Annotated in this window: 17 protein-coding genes; 11 read left to right on the top strand and 6 right to left on the bottom strand. The window is 70.5% G+C overall.

What is annotated here, in order from left to right; all coding sequences use genetic code 11:
* The first annotated feature begins 27 nt into the window (after window positions 1–27).
* The 3 genes from BM204_RS12965 to BM204_RS12955 are packed head-to-tail and all read left to right on the top strand — an operon-like array spanning window position 28 to window position 3231.
* Window positions 28–990, top strand: a complete 963-nt coding sequence (locus BM204_RS12965; RefSeq protein ID WP_091114016.1) for a Zn-ribbon domain-containing OB-fold protein — start codon at window positions 28–30, stop codon at window positions 988–990.
* A 10-nt stretch (window positions 991–1000) separates the two neighbouring features.
* A complete protein-coding gene (locus tag BM204_RS12960; RefSeq protein ID WP_091114014.1) occupies window positions 1001–2068 on the top strand; it encodes a thiolase family protein in 1068 nt (355 codons plus the stop codon).
* Window positions 2068–3231, top strand: coding sequence for a thiolase family protein (locus BM204_RS12955; protein ID WP_091114011.1), 1164 nt, complete (start codon window positions 2068–2070; stop codon window positions 3229–3231). The genes BM204_RS12960 and BM204_RS12955 overlap by 1 nt, the downstream gene beginning before the upstream one ends.
* A gap of 66 nt (window positions 3232–3297) precedes the next feature.
* On the opposite strand, the gene BM204_RS12950 is transcribed toward BM204_RS12955, so the two are convergent.
* Window positions 3298–4215, bottom strand: coding sequence for an aldo/keto reductase (locus tag BM204_RS12950; protein WP_218031209.1), 918 nt, complete (start codon window positions 4213–4215; stop codon window positions 3298–3300).
* Between the two features lie 35 nt (window positions 4216–4250).
* Here BM204_RS12950 and map point away from each other — a divergent pair, with 35 nt between their 5' ends.
* Window positions 4251–5018, top strand: a complete 768-nt coding sequence (gene map / locus BM204_RS12945) for a type I methionyl aminopeptidase (RefSeq protein WP_091114006.1) — start codon at window positions 4251–4253, stop codon at window positions 5016–5018.
* A gap of 45 nt (window positions 5019–5063) precedes the next feature.
* Here map and BM204_RS12940 read toward each other — a convergent pair whose 3' ends face one another.
* Entirely contained in the window at window positions 5064–6299 is a 1236-nt protein-coding gene (locus BM204_RS12940) for a cytochrome P450 (protein WP_091114004.1), read from the bottom strand.
* 159 nt (window positions 6300–6458) lie between these two features.
* On the opposite strand from BM204_RS12940, the gene BM204_RS12935 reads away from it, so the two are divergent.
* On the top strand, window positions 6459–7622 hold the full coding sequence (locus tag BM204_RS12935; RefSeq protein WP_091114002.1) for a steroid 3-ketoacyl-CoA thiolase: 1164 nt from the start codon (window positions 6459–6461) through the stop codon (window positions 7620–7622).
* Here the strand turns inward: BM204_RS12935 and BM204_RS12930 are convergent.
* The 3 genes from BM204_RS12930 to BM204_RS12915 all read right to left on the bottom strand — a co-directional run bounded on the left by BM204_RS12930 (window position 7606) and on the right by BM204_RS12915 (window position 11023).
* Entirely contained in the window at window positions 7606–8826 is a 1221-nt protein-coding gene (locus BM204_RS12930; protein ID WP_143099765.1) for a phospholipase D-like domain-containing protein, read from the bottom strand. The genes BM204_RS12935 and BM204_RS12930 overlap by 17 nt on opposite strands.
* Window positions 8827–9355: 529 nt before the next feature.
* Window positions 9356–10237 carry an SDR family oxidoreductase gene (locus BM204_RS12920; protein ID WP_091113995.1) on the bottom strand — a complete coding sequence of 294 codons (882 nt, stop codon included), beginning with the start codon at window positions 10235–10237 and terminating at the stop codon, window positions 9356–9358.
* Window positions 10238–11023: an SDR family oxidoreductase gene (locus tag BM204_RS12915; protein WP_091113992.1), complete on the bottom strand. Its 786-nt coding sequence runs from the start codon at window positions 11021–11023 to the stop codon at window positions 10238–10240.
* A gap of 59 nt (window positions 11024–11082) precedes the next feature.
* On the opposite strand from BM204_RS12915, the gene BM204_RS12910 reads away from it, so the two are divergent.
* From BM204_RS12910 to BM204_RS12895, 4 genes are read left to right on the top strand one after another with little or no spacing between them, the layout of a single operon-like run.
* Complete coding sequence (locus BM204_RS12910; protein WP_091113990.1) at window positions 11083–11916, top strand: enoyl-CoA hydratase family protein; 834 nt, start codon at window positions 11083–11085, stop codon at window positions 11914–11916.
* The gene (locus BM204_RS12905) at window positions 11913–12803 is read left to right on the top strand and encodes a CoA transferase subunit A (RefSeq protein ID WP_218031210.1); all 891 of its coding nucleotides are present in this window, start codon (window positions 11913–11915) and stop codon (window positions 12801–12803) included. Before BM204_RS12910 ends, BM204_RS12905 begins: the two co-directional genes overlap by 4 nt.
* Window positions 12800–13588: a CoA-transferase subunit beta gene (locus tag BM204_RS12900; RefSeq protein WP_091113988.1), complete on the top strand. Its 789-nt coding sequence runs from the start codon at window positions 12800–12802 to the stop codon at window positions 13586–13588. Before BM204_RS12905 ends, BM204_RS12900 begins: the two co-directional genes overlap by 4 nt.
* A complete protein-coding gene (locus BM204_RS12895) occupies window positions 13585–14667 on the top strand; it encodes an NAD(P)H-dependent flavin oxidoreductase (RefSeq protein WP_174813010.1) in 1083 nt (360 codons plus the stop codon). The genes BM204_RS12900 and BM204_RS12895 overlap by 4 nt, the downstream gene beginning before the upstream one ends.
* Window positions 14668–14691: 24 nt before the next feature.
* Here BM204_RS12895 and BM204_RS12890 read toward each other — a convergent pair whose 3' ends face one another.
* Window positions 14692–15348: a sulfotransferase family protein gene (locus BM204_RS12890; RefSeq protein WP_091113985.1), complete on the bottom strand. Its 657-nt coding sequence runs from the start codon at window positions 15346–15348 to the stop codon at window positions 14692–14694.
* A gap of 65 nt (window positions 15349–15413) precedes the next feature.
* On the opposite strand from BM204_RS12890, the gene BM204_RS12885 reads away from it, so the two are divergent.
* Together BM204_RS12885 and BM204_RS12880 are read left to right on the top strand one after the other, a co-directional pair.
* Entirely contained in the window at window positions 15414–15764 is a 351-nt protein-coding gene (locus tag BM204_RS12885) for a hypothetical protein (RefSeq protein ID WP_091113982.1), read from the top strand.
* A gap of 198 nt (window positions 15765–15962) precedes the next feature.
* Window positions 15963–17192: a CehA/McbA family metallohydrolase domain-containing protein gene (locus BM204_RS12880; protein WP_246166232.1), complete on the top strand. Its 1230-nt coding sequence runs from the start codon at window positions 15963–15965 to the stop codon at window positions 17190–17192.
* Window positions 17193–17344: the final 152 nt, after the last annotated feature.

Raw genomic sequence — 17344 nt, 5'->3', positions numbered from 1 at the left:
AATCTAGAACGTGTTTCACTTTCGGCCATGAACCGCACCTTGTCAGCGCCCGTGACGGTCGCGTTCGACTACACCAGATCGACCGGGCCCGTCGTCGGCCGCTTCCTCACCGGGCTCCGTGACGGCGTGCTCGTCGCAGGCCGTACGTCGGCCGGCGAGGTCGTCGTGCCTCCGCTGGAGTACGACCCGGTCACGCACGTGCAGACCACCGACTTCGTCGAGGTCTCCCCCGTCGGCACCGTCACGTCCTGGACCTGGGTGCCCGAACCGGTGGCCGGCCAGCCCTTCGACCGGCCTTTCGCCTTCGCCCTCGTCACGCTCGACGGCGCGACCCGGCCGCTCTTCCACGCCGTCGACGTGGCCTCTCCCGACGAGATCAGCACCGGGATGCGCGTGCAGGTCCGCTGGGCCGCGGAGCGGGTCGGTCACATCAACGACATCGCGTGCTTCGAGCCGCTCGGCGACGAGTCGACCGCGCGACCCGCCGGCGGCGGGATCCTCGAGGACGACCTGGTCACCGGTGTCGTCACCACCGTCTCGCTCGACTACGTCTACGCCGCGTCCCCGGAGGAGTCGACCTTCTACCGCGGCCTGCACGAGGGCCGGCTGCTCGGCCAGCGCTGCCCGACCTGCGACAAGGTCTACGTGCCGCCGCGCAGCGCCTGCCCGACCGATGGGACTCCGACCGAGGGCGAGATCGAGCTCACCGGAGAGGGCACGATCACGACGTTCTGCATCGTGAACGTGCCGTTCCTCGGCCAGAAAATCGCCCCGCCCTACGTGTCGGCCTACGTGCTGCTCGACGGCGCCGACATCGCCCTGCTCCACCTGATCCTGGGCGTACCGGCCGACGAGGTCCGGATGGGCACGCGGGTCAAGGCGGTCTGGAAGCCGAGCGAGGAGTGGACCTACTCGCTCGAGAACATCGACCACTTCGCGCCCACCGGTGACCCGGACGCGGACTACGACACCTACAAGAACCACCTCTGAGGGCGAGAACATGAGAGACGTTGCCGTCGTGGGCTTTGCCCAGCGACAGATGCCTGACTTCGACGGGTCCCCGACCTGCGTGGAGATGCTGGTCCCGCTGATGACCGAGTGCTACGAGCAGACCGGCTGGACGCGCCACGACGTGGGCTTCTGGTGCTCGGGCTCCTCCGACTACCTCGCCGGGCGTGCCTTCTCGTTCGTGCAGGCGGTCGACACGATCGGCGTCGACCCGCCGGTCAACGAGTCCCACGTCGAGATGGACCTGGCCTGGGCGATGTACGAGGCCTGGATCAAGATCCAGACCGGTGAGGTCGACACTGCCCTGGTCTACGCCTTCGGCAAGAGCTCGGCCGGCGTCCTGCGCCGCACGCTCGCCCTCCAGCTCGACCCCTACACGATGATGCCGCTGTGGCCCGACACCGTGTCGCTCGCCGGCCTCCAGGCCCGCGCGGGCCTCGACGCCGGGCTGTGGGACGAGCGGGCGATGGCCGAGGTGGTCAACCGCTCGCTCACCGACGCGGAGGCCAACGACTACGCGCTGCGCAAGGGAGGCTCCTCCGTCGACGAGCTGCTCGCCCGGCCCATGTACGCCGACCCGTTGCGCAAGCACGACTGCGCCCCGGTCACCGACGGCGCGGCCGCGATCGTGCTGGCCGCCGGCGACAGGGCCTTCGGAGTGCGCGACAAGCCGGCCTGGATCACCGGGATCTCCCACTTCACCGACTCGGCCAGCATGAGCACGCGCGACCTGACGCGCGCGCCCAGCGCGGCCAACGCGGCTGCCCAGCTCGACCTCGACGGGGTCGAGGTCGCCGAGCTGCACGCGCCGTTCAGCCACCAGGAGCTCATCCTGAGCCGCGAGCTAGGCCTGGCCGACGACGTGCGGATCAACCCGTCGGGCGGCCCGCTGAGCGGCAACCCGATGTTCTCCGCCGGTGGCATCCGCATCGGCGAGACGGCTCGCCGGATCTGGTCCGGCGAGATCGACAAGGGCGTCGCTCACGCGACCTCCGGCGCCGCCCTCCAGCAGAACCTGCTGTGTGTCCTCGAATCAAGCACCGGAAAGGGCGGAGCCTGATGGGCAAGCAGCCTGCAGCCGTGGTCGGCATCGGCCAGACCCACCACCGCGCCAAGCGCGAGGACCTGTCGATGGCGGGCCTGTGTCGCGAGGCGATCGACCGGGCACTCGTCGACGCCGACATGAGCCTCGACGACATCGACGCGATCGTCGTGGGCAAGGCGCCCGACCTGTTCGAGGGGGTGATGATGCCCGAGCTGTTCCTCGCCGAGTCGCTCGGCGCGGCCGGCAAACCGTTGCTGCGCGTCCACACGGCCGGCTCGGTCGGCGGCTCGACCGCGATCGTCGCCGCGTCGCTCGTGCAGTCGGGCGTGCACAAGCGGGTGCTGACGGTGGCCTACGAGAAGCAGTCGGAGTCCAACGCCATGTGGGCGCTCTCGATCCCGCTGCCGTTCAACATGCCCGTGCACGCCGGCGCGGGCGGCTACTTCGCGCCGCACGTGCGCTCCTACATCCGTCGCTCCGGAGCGCCGACCCACGTCGGCGCGATCGTGGCCGCCAAGGACCGCAACAACGCGCTCAAGAATCCCTACGCGCACCTGCACAACGAGGGCACGACCGTGGAGTCGGTGCTCGCCTCGACGATGCTGTGGGACCCGATCCGCTACGACGAGACGTGCCCGTCCTCCGACGGCGCCTGCGCGATGGTGATCGTGGATGAGGACACCGCTGCCGCCTCACCGAACCCAGCCTGGATCCACGCCACGGCGATGCGCTCGGAGTCGACCTCGGCCGCCGAGCGCGACCAGGTCAACCCGCAGGCCTCCCGCAATGCCGCGGCCCACCTCTGGAAGCAGGCCGGCATCACCAGCCCGATCGACGAGATCGACATGGCCGAGCTGTATGTGCCGTTCTCGTGGTTCGAGCCGATGTGGCTGGAGTCTCTCGGCTTCGCCGACGAGGGTGGTGGCTGGAAGCTGACCGAGTCGGGTGAGACCGCGATGACCGGCCGGATCCCGGTCAACTGCTCCGGAGGGGTTCTCTCGTCCAACCCGATCGGCGCCTCGGGCATGCTCCGCTTCGGCGAGGCGGCCCTCCAGGTGCGCGGCGCGGCCGGCGAGCACCAGATCGACGGCGCCCGCAAGGCGTTGGGCCACGCCTACGGCGGCGGCTCTCAGTTCTTCGCCATGTGGGTCGTGGGAGCCGACAAGCCCACCAGCTGAAGCCCACCAGCTGGCTCAGGAGCGTGCGACGAGGTCCGTCATGCGTCGAGCGTGCGGCGCCTCGGCTCAGCGGCGGACGTCGAGCGCGGCGAGGTCGTCGTCGTCCAGCAGCAGCTCCGCGGCGGCCATCGCGGAGTCGAGCTGCTCGATGCTGCTCACGCCGATGATCGGCACGCTCCAGGTCGCCAGCTGCGCGAGCACGACCTGCGAGGCGGCGACGCCCTTCTGCTCGGCGATGCTGCCCAGGGCCGCGAGCCGCACGGTGGTGCCGGGGTGGTCGTACACCTCCGGGAACGGGCGGTCGGCCCGGTCGAAGGAGCCTTGGACCAGCGGGCTGTAGACCCACAGGTCCACCTCCGCGTGGGTCTGCAGGTAGTCGATCGTCTCCTCCGAGACGAAGCCGAAGCGATGGTCCTTGCCGGGGACGGACGCGAAGGGCCGGGGCTCGACGTACGACGTCGTCAGCTGGAGCGCCGTGAACGGCTCGACCCCCTGGTCGGCGGCGAGCCGTCGGGCCTGCTCCACCCGCCAGGTGGGGTGGTTGGACACCCCCAGGCGTCGTACGGCGCCCGCGGCGACCAGCGCCCCGAAGGCTGCGACCGTCTCGGCGAGGTCGACCGACCGGTCCTCACCGTGCGCCCACAAGAGGTCGATCACGTCGACCCCCAGCCGCTCCCGGCTCTGCTCGGCCGCCCTGGCGATCACCGGCGCCGAGAGTCCCTCGCTGCCGCCCGCGTCAAGGGGCTCGACCCCGACCTTGGTCGCGATGACGAGCTCGTCGCGGAGCCCGGGGTTGGCCGCCAGCCAGCGGCCGAGGACGGCTTCGCTCTGGCCACCGTGGCCGGTCGGGGACTCCCAGAAGGCGTAGCAGTCAGCCGTGTCGAGGAGGCGCCCGCCGGCCGCCACGAACCGGTCCAGGAGCGCGAACGAGGTGGGCTCGTCGGTGCGGGTGCCGAAATACATCGTGCCGAGAGCCAGGTGCATGTCGGTGATCCTAGGCAGGTCCGTAGGCTCGGTGCGTGATCGAGTTCCGCACCCCCACCCAGATCGAGCAGATGCGTCCCGCCGGACGCTTCGTCGCCTCGGTCATCACCGCGCTCGCCGAGAAGGCCGACGTCGGTGTCAACCTGCTCAAGCTCGACGCGCTCGCCCACCAGATGATCCGCGAGCAGGGCGCCGAGTCCTGCTACATCGACTACCACCCCTCGTTCGGCGCCATGCCCTTCGGCAAGGTGCTGTGCACCTCGGTCAACGACGCGGTGCTGCACGGGCTCCCCCACGACTACGTCCTGGCCGACGGCGACCTGCTCTCGGTCGACTTCGCGTGCAGCGTCGACGGCTGGGTCGCTGACTCCGCCTACTCGAAGGTCGTCGGCACGGCGCGCCAGGAGGACCTCGACCTGATCGAGACCACCGACCAGGCGCTCGCCGCCGGCATCGCCGCCGCCGCCCCGGGCAACCGGCTCGGTGACATCTCCGCCGCGATCGGCGACGTGGCCCGTGCCGCCGGCCTCCTGGTCAACCTGCAGTTCGGCGGCCACGGGGTCGGCCGCACCATGCACGGCGACCCCCACATCGCGAACGACGGCCGCGCGGGGCGTGGCCTCAAGCTCAAGCCCGGCCTGGTGATCGCGATCGAGCCGTGGTTCCTCCACACCACCGACGAGATCCACATCGACCCCGACGGCTGGACGATCAAGAGCAACGACGGCTCCCGCGGCGCCCACATGGAGCACACGGTCGCGATCACCGAGGACGGGCCGCTCGTCCTTACCGCGCGCGACTGACGCCCTACCGCGCAGGCCGGGGCGTCGTCGTACGAGCGGAGTGGATCAGGCGTACTTGACCTGCAGCTCCTTGATGCCGTTGATCCACCCGTGACGCAGCCGCTTGGGCTCCTCGAGCTTGGTGATGTCGGGTGCGTGGTCGGCGAGGGCGTTGAAGATCAGCCGGACTTCCTGGCGGGCCAGGTTGGCGCCGATGCAGTAGTGCGCGCCGTGGCCGCCGAAGGCGACGTGGGGGTTGTCCGCGCGGGTGATGTCGAAGCGGTGCGGGTCCTCGAAGACGTCGTCGTCGAAGTTGGCGCTGGCGTAGAAGAGCCCCACCCGCTGGCCCTTCTTGACGGTCACGTCGCCGACCTGCACGTCGTGGTGGGCGGTGCGCTGGAAGGAGATGACGGGCGTGGCCCAGCGGATGACCTCGTCGATCATCGTCTCGGGGCGCTCCTTCTTCCACAGCTCCCACTGGTCCGGGTTGTCGAGGAAGGCGTTCATGCCGTGCGTGATGGCGTTGCGGGTCGTCTCGTTGCCGGCGACGGTGAGGATGATGACGAAGAAGCCGAACTCGTCGTCGGTGAGGCCGCGCCCCTCCTTGTCGGCGTGCACGAGCTTGGTGACGATGTCGTCGCGCGGGTTGGCCTTGCGGTCCGCGGCCATGGCCATGGCGTAGCCGAGGATCTCCGCCGCGGCGACGTCGGGCTCGCCGGCGTAGTCGGGGTCCTCGTTGGCGAGCATCTGGTTGGACCAGTCGAACAGCTTGCGGCGGTCCTCCTGGGGCACGCCGAGCAGGTCGGCGATCGCCTGCAGGGGCAGCTCGGCGGCGACCTCCTCGACGAAGTTGCCGGAGCCGCGGGCGACGGCGTCCTGGACGATCTGGGCGGCGCGCTGCTCCATCAGCTCCTCGAGGGCGTTGATGGCGCGCGGGGTGAAGCCGCGGGAGACGATCTGCCGGGTGGAGGTGTGCTCCGGCGGGTCCTGGTTGATGAGCATGACGCGCTGGATCTCGACCTGCTCGCGCAGCATCCCCTCCTGGAAGCGGATGATCGCGCCGTTCTCGGCGGTGCCGAAGTTCTTGCTGTCCTTGGAGATCGCGGACACGTCGGCGTGCTTCGAGATGGCCCAGTAGCCGGTGCCCCCCTCCATGCCGTGGCGCGAGGTCTCGGGCTGCTCGATCCAGTGGACCGGCGCCTTCTGACGCAGCGCCAGGAACTCGTCGTGCGGGATGGCGGCCCAGTTGACGTCCGGGTCGGTGAAGTCGAAGCCCTCGGGGATGACGTCGGTCGTTGTCACAGCAGTTGCCCTCTCGGTTCTGGAACACGTTCTACCCCACTGAGACTACATACTCTCGGTATATCCGGAAAGGCTTTCGTCAACGATTCGTGCCCAGATCTGAGACGACGACCACCACCCGCCTTGCCGTTGAACAAGAACGTGTTCTAGTTTGCTTGTATGGGTACCCCTGTGATCGTCGACGCCGTCCGCACTCCCCTGGGCAAGCGCAAGGGCTGGCTGGCCGGGATCCACCCCGCCACGCTGCTCGGCTTCGCGCAGCGCCAGGTCCTCGAGCGGGCCGGGGTCGACCCGATGCTGGTCGAGCAGGTCGTGGGCGGCTGCGTCACCCAGGCCGGCGAGCAGTCCAACGACATGATCAGGCGGGCCTGGCTGCACGCCGGGCTGCCGCAGCACACAGGGGCGACAGCGGTCGACGCCCAGTGCGGCTCGGGTCAGCAGTCGGCCCACCTGGTCCACGACATGATCTCCGCCGGCACCATCGACGTCGGCATCGCCTGCGGTATCGAGTCGATGTCACGCATCCCGCTGGGAGCCAACGTCCCGCCGGGCATGGGCGACCCGCGTCCGGACGACTGGTCGATCGACATGCCCAACCAGTTCGAGGCGGCCGACCGCATCGCCCGCAACCGCGGCATCACCCGCGCCGACCTCGAGGCCTTCGGCCTGGCCTCCCAGCAGAAGGCTCGCATCGCGGTCGACGAGGGCCGCTTCAAGCGGGAGATCGCCGCGATCGAGGCTCCCGTGCTCGACGCCGAGGGCGCCCCGACCGGCGAGAGCCGCCTCGTCGACACCGACCAGGGCCTGCGCGACACCACGCTCGAGGGCCTTGCCGCGCTGCGGTCGGTCCTGCCCGACGGGCTCCACACGGCCGGAACGTCCTCCCAGATCTCCGACGGCGCCTCGGCCGTCCTGATCATGGACGAGGACAAGGCCCGCTCCCTCGGCCTGACCCCGCGCGCCCGGATCGTCAACCACTGCTTGGTCGGCTCCGATCCCTACTACCACCTCGACGGCCCCATCGACGCGACCCAGCGGATCCTCGATCGCACCGGCATGGCCATCTCCGACTTCGACCTCTTCGAGGTCAACGAGGCCTTCGCCTCCGTCGTCCTCTCGTGGGCCGGCCAGCACCACGTCGACCTCGACAGGGTCAACGTCAACGGCGGCGCCATCGCCCTGGGTCACCCGGTCGGCTCCACGGGCACCCGGCTGATCACCACCGCCCTCCACGAGCTCGAGCGCCGCGACCAGTCGACGGCGCTGATCTCCATGTGTGCCGGCGGCGCCATGGCCACCGCCACGGTCATCGAGCGGATCTGAGGCGCGCCGCCCTGGCCTCCCGCCACAGCTGGTCGAAGAACCCGGCATACGTCACGTAGGCCGACCGGCCGTCGACACGGACCACGAGCTCGTCGTGCCCCCGGGAGGGTGACCACCAGTTCTCCGACCCGGTCCAGACCCGCTCCATGCGGCCGTGCGCCCCGTCGTACGCCACAGCGAGGAACTTCAGGTGGCTGTAGCGGTGCGGTCCGAACCACGCGCTCTCGACGCGTACGCCGCCCTCCCGCAGCACGGCGCCCACCCGCGGGCCGAAGGGGGAGCTGACCACGGCGGCGACGTCCGCCCCCGCACGACGCCGATCGACGAGGGCGCGGGCGATACGGAGCCCGCGCGGGTCCTGCCAGTTGGACTGGGCGACCCGGATCGTGGAGCCAGCACCGGGCAGCGAGCGGATCCTCTCGACGACCGGGTCGTGCTGGGACGGTGAGGTCCAGGGCATGAACGTCGCCGCGACCCCGCCCCCGAGCTCGACGTGACGGTAGGGGCGCAGCACCGGCCGGTCCCGTGCCTGCTGCTCGAAGACCCGCCCCAGGGCCTGGTAGAGCCGGCGGTGACCGACGAGCTGGAGCACGTCGTTGTACTGGTCGCTCCCGGCGACGTCGGTGGCGTTGGCCGTCGTCACCACGCTCACCCAGCGCTCGCCCCCCACCCCGGAGAAGGTCCACGACTTCTGGTGGAGGTTGGACTCCTGGCCGTCGAACGAGTCGCCACTGCGGGCCGAGCCGCGCACGCAGCGCGCCCAGGACTTCGCCGGGAGCCCGGCCGCGAGGGCGCGGAACGTCGGCTCGGCGCACGAGATGCCGCCGACGAGGACCCGCACCCGGACGCCTCGCCGGGCGGCATCGAGCAGCGCCTGGGTCATGACCGTGCTGCTGTAGGTCCACACCACCCCCCGCACCACTGCACCCGGTGGCGCCTGCCGCAGGTGGGAGGTCAGCAGCGAGCGGACCCGCTGCTCCCCCGGGCGGTCGAGCACCGCGCGGGTGCGCAAGGCCGGCATGCTCGGCGGGGCGCTCGGCGAGGCGCTCGACGAGGCGCTCGGCGGGGCGTGCACCGTCCCCACCGACCTGGTGGGCGCGGCTGCGGGGGCAGCTGCCGGCGCAGGAACGACGGCGTTGCCGATGAGGACGACCGCGCACGAGACGGTCGCGAGGAGGAAGCGCCAACCGGGTCGGGGCGACATGGATCTCCTGGGACGACGAAGCACCGGCCGCTGTGCGGCCCTGTCGTTCCTCGACGTTAGGGACCAGACCTGTCCGTCAGCCATCCGGCGACCGACGCCCCGACGTCGCCAGGACGACGTTGCGGTGTCCTGCTCCTCACCGGTCGTCCCAGACGTCGTCGAGGAACTCGACTTCGGCGCGGTGGGCCGCCGACGACGTCAGCCCGAGGACCAGCTCGTCCTGGCCGCACGAGGGGCCCACCAGTGCTCGGAGCCCGTCCAGACCCGGATCTGTATCACGGAGACCAGCAGGCAGACGAGGACGAACGAGGTTGAGCCGAGCCACCGCGAGGTCTTGGCCTCGACGCTAGGAACCGCTCCTGGGCCCTCCTAAGTCCTAGGCCACGACTGATGTCGGTCTGAGACTGCGTTCACCAGGCGCGCGGAGGGACTGGGCGCGCGAGTCTGTCACTTGAGGGGTGTTGCAACACCCCTCAAGTGACAGGGTCCCCGGACATCCGGGTACTCATGCACCCGGGACGCCTGCCCCTCAGGCCCCGTAGACGGCCTCCGGCGCCGGAGCAGCAGCAAGCAGGTCACGTAGGGCGGGCCCGACTGCGGCGGCCTCCCAGCGGGTGCCGAGGTCGCGGGAGGGGCCGTGCGCCCAGCCGTTCTCGACGGTGACCTTGCTGCCGTCGATCTCGATCATCCGACCCGTGACGTCGGCTGACTCCACCGAGGCGAGCCAGGCGACGATGGGCGAGTTGTCCTCGGGCACGGCCATGGCGGAGGTGTCGAAGGCACCCTCGGTCATCCGGGTGCGCGCCACGGGAGCGATCGCGTTGACGGTGACGCCGTAGCGGCCCATCTCCTGCGCCGCGACCAACGTGAGACCCGCAATGCCGGCCTTGGCGGCGGAGTACGTCGCCTGGCCGACCGAGCCTTGGAGCCCGGCTCCGGACGAGGTGTTGATGACGCGCGCGGCACGCTGGCGCCCCTCCTTGGCCTCTGCCCGCCAGTAGGCACCGGCGTGGCGCAACGGCGCGAAGTGACCCTTCAGGTGCACCCGGATCACTGCATCCCACTCCTCCTCGGAGGTGTTGACGAGCATCCGGTCGCGCACGAAACCGGCATTGTTGACCAGGACGTCGAGGCCGCCGAAGCTCGAGATCGCCAGCTGCACCATTGCTGCGGCCTGCTCGAAGTCGGCGACGTCGGCGCCGTTCGCGACCGCCCGGCCGCCCATCGCTTCGATCTCGGCGACCACCTCATGTGCCGGCGAGTCACCGGTGCCCTCACCGGCCAACGAGACGCCGTAGTCGTTGACGACCACGACCGCCCCGTGCCGAGCCAGCTCGAGCGCGTGGGCGCGGCCGATCCCCCGTCCGGCTCCGGTGACGATCGCGACGCGGCCTTCGAGAAGGGTGCTCACTCAGGACTCCTTGGTTGCTGCTGGGGTTGCTGCTGGGGTTGCTGCGGACAGGAAGATCGGGGGCTCGCCCCCGCCGTGGCACGCGACGCGCGCGCCGGAGACGTAGGAGGCCAGGTCACTGGCCAGGAAGACCGCCACGTGGCCGACCTCCTCGGGCCGGGCCATCCGCCCGAGCGGGATGGTGGCCTCGATGGCGGCCACCCCGGCGTCCCCGCCGTAGTGGTCGTCGGTGTTCTCCGTGCGGCACAGCCCCACGTCGATGGAGTTCATCCGCACCCGCGGTGCCCACTCGATCGCCAGCGACGTGGTCAAGGAGTCGACACCGGCCTTCGCGGCGCCGTACGCCGCCGTGCCCGGCGAGGGACGCGTGGCCGAGATCGAGGAGATGTTGACGATCGAGCCGCCGGTCTCCTGCTGCTGCATCACCGCGTTGGCCGCCTGGGCGCACGCGAGCGGGCCGAGCAGGTTGAGGCCCACGACCTTGTCGTGGAAGCGGGACGAGGCATCGGCCGCCAACGCATAGGGCGCACCCCCAGCGTTGTTGACCAGCACGTCGAGCCGTCCGTGGTCGGCGACGACGCCGGCCACGAGTGCCTCCACGGCCACCGGGTCCCGGACGTCGCACACGCGGTGCGTGGACCCCGGCACGGGAGTCACCGCCGAGCGGCTGCACGTCACGACCGTCGCCCCCGCCTCGAGGAACGCGCGGGTGATGCCGAGCCCGATCCCCTGCGTGCCACCGGTCACGAGCACGACCCGTGCGGAGAGGTCCATCGAGAGCGCCATGCTGGTAGGATACCAAGCAAGCGTTAGGTTTGTTAGGCACCACCCACGGAAGAGGCACGATGGCCATCACCTCCGAGCTCCGAGACGACGGGATCCGCGTCGTCACGATGAGCCACCCCCCGGTCAACGCCCTGACCGTGCAGGGCTGGTTCGACGTCGCTGCCGCGATGGACGAGGCGAGCAGGGACATGGCCACGCACGTAGTGGTCCTGCGCGCCGAAGGCCGCGGCTTCAACGCCGGGGTCGACATCAAGGAGATGCAGAGCACGACGGGGTTCGAGGCCCTCATCGGCGCCAACAAGGGCTGCTTCGCCGCGTTCAAGGCGGTCTATGAGTGCTCGGTCCCCGTCATCGCGGCCGTCAACGGCTTCTGCCTCGGCGGCGGTGTCGGCCTGGTCGGCAACGCCGACTGCGTGATCGCCAGTGACGACGCGTTCTTCGGTGTCCCCGAGGTCAACCAGGGCGCGCTGGGCGCGGCCACCCACATGGCCCGCCTGGTCCCCCAGCACCTGATGCGCACCCTCTACTTCACGGCACGCACGATCACTGCCCGTGAGCTGGTCCAGCACGGCTCGGTCCTCGAGGTGGTCCCCCGTGACCAGCTCGACGATGCCGCGCTGAAGGTCGCGGGCGAGATCACCGCCAAGGACACCCGGGTCATCCGCGCGGCCAAGGAGGCCCTCAACGGGATCGATCCGATCGACGTCAACAAGAGCTACCGCTTCGAGCAGGGCTTCACGATGGAGCTCAACCTCATGGGCGTCAGCGACGAGCTGCGTAACGAGTTCGCAGGCACGGACAAGGGCTCTCGACCGGCCCGATCAACGGAGTCGGCCCGATCAACGGAGTCGGCTCGATCACCGGAGTCGGCCCGATCGACGGAGGACGCGTGAGCAAGGGACCCCGCGACAAGCGGATGAGCATCGACGAGGTCGTCGGTGAGCTCAGGGACGGCATGACCATCGGCATCGGCGGCTGGGGCCCGCGGCGCAAGCCGATGGCGCTGGTCCGCGCGATCCTGCGCTCGGAGCTGACGGACCTGACCATCGTCAGCTGGGGCGGCGCCGACGTCGGCCTGCTCCTGCGGGCCGGCAAGGTCCGCCGGCTGGTCTACGCGTTCGTCTCCCTCGACTCGGTGCCGCTGGAGCCCCACTTCCAGAGGGCCCGTCAGGCAGGCACGATCCCCGAGGTCGTCGAGCTCGACGAGGGCATGTTCCAGACCGGGCTGCGCGCCGCCGCCCAGCGACTGCCCTTCCTGCCGATGCGCGCGGGCCTCGGCTCGGACGTGCTCGTCAACAATCCGTGGATCACCACCGTCACCAGCCCGTACGACGATCCCGACGGTCAGCGCGAAGAGCTCGTCGCCGTCCCGGCTCTCCGTCTCGACGTCGCCCTGGTCCACCTCAACCGTGCGGACAAGCACGGCAATGCGACGTACCTCGGCCCCGACCCCTACTTCGACGACCTCTTCTGCATGGCGGCCGACCGGGCCTTCGTCAGCGTCGAGCAGGTCGTGGACACCGCGGGCCTGACCGTCGACACCCCGGTCCAGCGCCTGCTGCTGAGCCGGATGATGGTCACCGGCGTGGTCGAGACCCCCCACGGTGCGCACTTCACGACGTGCACACCCGACTACGAACGTGACGAGAAGTTCCAGAAGGCCTATGCCGCCGCGGCTGCGGACGACGAGGCGTGGGCGGCGTTCGAGGAGCGCTTCCTGTCCGGCGACGAAGCGGCCTACCAGGCAGCCGTCCAGCAGTTCCAGGAGGAGCAGGCATGAGCTCTGCAGCTGAAGGGGCGACGCGAGCGGACGTCTGCGCCGCGGCGATCGCCGACGCGTTCAAGGACGACGGCGAGATCTTCGCCAGCCCGATGGGCATGCTGCCGATGCTCGGCGTGCGTCTGGCCAAGCTGACCAGCAACCCCGACCTCGTGATCTCCGACGGCGAGTCGCTCTTCCTGGCCGACGTCCCGCCCCTCTTCGCGAAGGGCGACGTGGTCGAGGGCTGGATCCCGTTCCGCAAGGTCTTCGACGTGGTGGCCTACGGCAAGCGCCACGTGATGATGGGCGCGACCCAGGTCGACCGCCACGGCAACCAGAACATCTCCGCCATCGGGGACTTCGCCCGACCCACCCGGCAGCTGCTCGGCTCCCGCGGGGCGCCTGGCAACACCGTCAACAACCGGACGTCCTACTGGGTGCCCAAGCACTCCCCCCGGGTCTTCGTCGAGAGCGTCGACATCGTCTCGGGCGTGGGTCCGGCCCGCGCCAAGGCGGCCGGTCCTGCGGCCGCGCGCTACCACGACATCCACCGCATCGTCAGCAACCTCGGCGTCTTCGACGTCAAGGGGACCGACGACACCGTGCGGCTGCTCAGCGTGCACCCGGGCGTCAGCGTCGACGAGGTGCGCGAGGCGACCGGCTTCGACCTCCACGTCCCTGACGACGTGCCGGAGACGCGGCTGCCCACGACGGAGGAGCTGATCATCATCCGCGAGGTGCTCGACCCCAGGGCGCTGCGCCACCGTGAGGTCCCGGAGCCCACGTCGAAGGAGACCCCGTGATCGAGCAGCAGCTCAGGACGCCACTGACCGAGCTGGTCGGCGTCCGCCACCCCGTCGTGCAGACCGGCATGGGCTGGGTCTCCGGCCCCCGACTCGTGAGCGGCACGGCCAACGCCGGCGGGCTCGGCATCCTGGCCTCGGCGACGATGACCTACGAGGAGCTCGAGAAGGCGATCCTCGAGGTCAAGGCCCGCACCGACCAGCCCTTCGGCGTCAACCTGCGCGCCGACGCGGGAGACGCAGGCGAGCGGTGCGACCTGCTGATCAAGCACGGCGTGCGCGTGGCCAGCTTCGCCCTCGCACCCAAGCAGGACCTGATCGCCAAGCTCAAGGACCACGGCCTGGTCGTGATGCCCTCGGTCGGGGCTGCGCGCCACGCCGAGAAGGTTGCAGCGTGGGGCGCCGACGCCGTGATGATCCAGGGCGGCGAGGGCGGCGGCCACACCGGCTCGGTCCCGACCACCCTGCTGCTCCCGACGGTGCTGGACGCCCTGAGGAGTGCGGGGAGCGACATCCCTGTCGTCGCCGCCGGCGGCTTCTTCGACGGCCGCGGCCTCGCGGCCGCCCTCTCCTACGGCGCCGCCGGCGTCGGCATGGGCACGCGCTTCCTGCTCACCCAGGACAGCGCAGTCCCCCAGGCGGTCAAGGAGCTCTACCTGGGCTACGACCTCAACGGCACCGTCGTGACCGCCAAGGTCGACGGCATGCCCCACCGGATGCTGCGCACCGACCTGGTCAGCGAGCTCGAGGAGACCAGCGCAGTGAAGCGGCTGGGTCCCACGCTCAAGCGCACCCTGGAGTTCAAGCAGACCAGCGGGATGTCGTGGCTCGAGCTGGCCAAGGACGGCCGGGCGATGAAGAAGACCCAGGGCCGCACCCTGGCCCAGATGACGCTCGCCGCCAACACGCCGGTGATGCTCAAGGCCGGTCTCGTCGACGGGGACACCGGGGCGGGTGTGCTCGCCTCCGGCCAGGTCGTGGGCGTGATCGACGACCTCCCCACGTGCGAGGAGCTGATCGACCGGATCGTCCTGCGCGCCGTCGAGGAGCTGCGCCGCGGGTCGTCGTACCTCGTCTGAGGTCGTGGCCAGGGTGACCGGACCTCAGGACCCGGGCACGTAACCCTTCTCCGGCGCCCACGAACCGGTGTCCTGCAACCGCGCCCAGATGTCGTACTCGGGCGCGAAGAAGTCGACGAGCGACGCGCGGGTGTCGGCGGTGAGGTCCGGCTCGCGGCGCTCCGTGGAGACGTTGGCGGTGCCGATCTTGACGGTGCCGTCCATCTTGTCCACGATCCAGGTCTGCCAGGCCTCGGGCCGGTCGAGCGCGAAGATCCGGTCGACGCCGAGGTCGAGGTCGTTGCTCAGCGCCACGAAACGGGCAGGGCGCCCGACCTTGCCGGTGATGGTCTGGTCGCCGGCGATGTAGCGCTCGGCGAAGTGCTCGAAGCTCATCTCGCCGGTGTACTTGTCGGGGTTCTCCGTCACCACAGCGGGACGCGAGCGGTAGCGCCACCACGACTCGAGCCACTCGACCGGCTCCCGGAAGAGCGAGACCACCTCGTAGTCCTTGCGCTGGTAGCCCGCGTTGCGCAGGATCGGCACCATCCGCGTGTGGAACTGGCGACAGTTCATGTGCTTGAGCCGGGGGTGCCCGCGCAGCACGACGTCGGCCTTGCCGCTGAGGGCGTTGACGATGGAGGTCGACGCGCACTTGGGCATCGACAGCACCACGAACCCGTGGCTCGGCAGCGCGATCATGACTCCAACCTACTGGCCGCCCTCCCGCCGCCACGAGCAGCACCGCCGGGGCGTACGTTCGAAGCATGACCCAGGAGCAGCCCGTCCGTCGTGCCAAGCACCTGATGGACCCCGACGCTCCACGCAGGGCCCCTGACCCGGGGGCGGCCGCCCGGGTCCAGTGGGTGCAGACGTGGGTGATGTCGGTCCTCGTCGTGACGACAATCGGCCACCTCGCGGCCGGGCTCGCGATCTTCGCTCAGTACGTCGACGAGGACGCCCGGTCCGCAGGCATCGGACTGAGCGTGCTGGCCGGCGCCTTCGGCGTGATCGGCGTGGCCGCCGGTCTGGCCATCCACCGCAAGTCACTGGTCTCGCCGTGGTTGCTGCTGGGCGTGCTCCCCGGGGTCATCTCGGCCTACCTGGTCCTGCGCTGACCGCTCTCGCGTCGGCTCGTCACCGACCGTTCATCCCTGCGTCCCTAGCCTCGGCGTCGACCCCTCGTTGGACCTGGCATGTGCGAGAACCACGGGGCTCCTGACCACCACCGTCCAGCGACGCCGCGCCCCACGCCCGGGGCCCTGCCTCCGACAGCGCTCGGCCGTCGCGCTCTGACCGCGGGCGCGGGGCTGCTCATGGCCGGGAGCCTGCTCCCCCACACCGGCGCGATCGCGTCTGCATCCACCACCCCGACCGTCGGCGCCGCTCGCCGCTCGCGCATCTCCACCGGCACCCGCCTCGTGCACGCCGACCTGCACAACCACACCTTGGTGTCCGACGGGGACGGCGACCCGGCGCTGGCCTTCGCGTCGATGCGCAACGCTGGCCTCGACGTGGCCGCGCTCACCGACCATGCCACGCTCTCCGACAACGTCCTCGGCGACGTGCTGAGCGGGCTGCTGCCCCCGGAGTACAAGCAGGTCGCCGGCATCACCCCCGAGGACTGGGCGCACACCCAGCGCTTCGCCGACCGGGCGGACGACGACGGCCGCTTCACCGCGATCCGCGGCTTCGAGTGGTCCGAGCCGCTCATCGGGCACGTCAACGTGTGGTTCACCGAGCACTACGTCGACGTCCTCCAGGCGGGCGTCATGCAGCCGTTGCTCGACTGGCTGCGGCGTGAGCCCGGCCTGGTGCTCGACGGTGGCGCCGGCGGCCTGGCCGGCTTCAACCACCCGGGCCGCGAGCCGCTCCGTTTCCAGGAGTTCACCTTCGACCGCCGGGTGCGCGACCGGGTCGTGTCACTCGAGATGTTCAACCGCGAGGACGACTACCTCTTCGAGGGCTTCGCCGACGATCGGTCCTCGCCCCTGGTCGCCTGCCTGAACGCCGGGTGGCGCACGGGCATCGCCGGCGTCACCGACGAGCACGGCACCGACTGGGGCGAGCCCGAGGGCAAGGGCCGCACCGGTCTCTGGGTCCAGGAGCACAGCCGCCGCGGTGTGAAGCGCGCGATGCGGGCCCGCCGCTTCTTCGCCACGCGTACGTCGGGCCTGCGGATCGACGCGACGGCCCAGCCGCGCGGTGGTCGCCCGGTCCGCATGGGCGGCGTGCTGCCGCTGCGCAACGGCGTCGTGAAGGTGCGGCTCGACCTGGCGCGCGACGAGTCCTGGGTCGGTCGTCGCCTCGACGTCCAGGTGCTGCGACCGGGGACCGACGTGCCCACCGTCGTGGACGTCGTACCGTTCCGTGTCGGGCCCGTGGTCGAGCTGAAGGTGCCCGTGGACCTGGCCGACGGCGACTGGCTCCTCCTGCGCGTCGCCGACCCGAGCCAGCGCAACGCCACCCCTGGACCGGCCGGTCACCCGGGCAACGACCTCGGCATCGCCTACACCAGCCCGTGGTGGCTCGACCCGTCCGCCTGAGTGCCGAGTCGGCGCGATGTTGCATGCGGTGTTGCAACATTGCGGCTCTTGTGACTTATCCGTGGGTCATGGTGGGCTGGGGGGTGCTCGGCCGGGGAGTGCGGGGCGGTGTCCGCCGAGGTTGAGCATTGCGAGGGCGATGAGTGCGTCGG

The sequence above is a fragment of the Nocardioides psychrotolerans genome, from assembly GCF_900113685.1.
GTDB lineage: Bacteria > Actinomycetota > Actinomycetes > Propionibacteriales > Nocardioidaceae > Nocardioides > Nocardioides psychrotolerans.
The sequence above is the reverse complement of the archived record's forward strand: the minus strand, read 5'-3'. Positions and strand labels throughout refer to the sequence as shown.

What these genes read in the sequence shown, in the direction of transcription:
- BM204_RS12880 (WP_246166232.1), top strand. Translation starts at nt 15,963, where the DNA reads ATGGCCGGGAGCCTGCTCCCCCACACCGGCGCGATCGCGTCTGCATCC.
- BM204_RS12950 (WP_218031209.1), bottom strand. Translation starts at nt 4,215, where the DNA reads ATGCACCTGGCTCTCGGCACGATGTATTTCGGCACCCGCACCGACGAG.
- BM204_RS12930 (WP_143099765.1), bottom strand. Translation starts at nt 8,826, where the DNA reads ATGTCGCCCCGACCCGGTTGGCGCTTCCTCCTCGCGACCGTCTCGTGC.
- BM204_RS12935 (WP_091114002.1), top strand. Translation starts at nt 6,459, where the DNA reads ATGGGTACCCCTGTGATCGTCGACGCCGTCCGCACTCCCCTGGGCAAG.
- BM204_RS12960 (WP_091114014.1), top strand. Translation starts at nt 1,001, where the DNA reads ATGAGAGACGTTGCCGTCGTGGGCTTTGCCCAGCGACAGATGCCTGAC.
- BM204_RS12885 (WP_091113982.1), top strand. Translation starts at nt 15,414, where the DNA reads ATGACCCAGGAGCAGCCCGTCCGTCGTGCCAAGCACCTGATGGACCCC.
- BM204_RS12900 (WP_091113988.1), top strand. Translation starts at nt 12,800, where the DNA reads ATGAGCTCTGCAGCTGAAGGGGCGACGCGAGCGGACGTCTGCGCCGCG.
- BM204_RS12965 (WP_091114016.1), top strand. Translation starts at nt 28, where the DNA reads ATGAACCGCACCTTGTCAGCGCCCGTGACGGTCGCGTTCGACTACACC.
- BM204_RS12890 (WP_091113985.1), bottom strand. Translation starts at nt 15,348, where the DNA reads ATGATCGCGCTGCCGAGCCACGGGTTCGTGGTGCTGTCGATGCCCAAG.
- BM204_RS12955 (WP_091114011.1), top strand. Translation starts at nt 2,068, where the DNA reads ATGGGCAAGCAGCCTGCAGCCGTGGTCGGCATCGGCCAGACCCACCAC.
- BM204_RS12915 (WP_091113992.1), bottom strand. Translation starts at nt 11,023, where the DNA reads ATGGCGCTCTCGATGGACCTCTCCGCACGGGTCGTGCTCGTGACCGGT.
- BM204_RS12910 (WP_091113990.1), top strand. Translation starts at nt 11,083, where the DNA reads ATGGCCATCACCTCCGAGCTCCGAGACGACGGGATCCGCGTCGTCACG.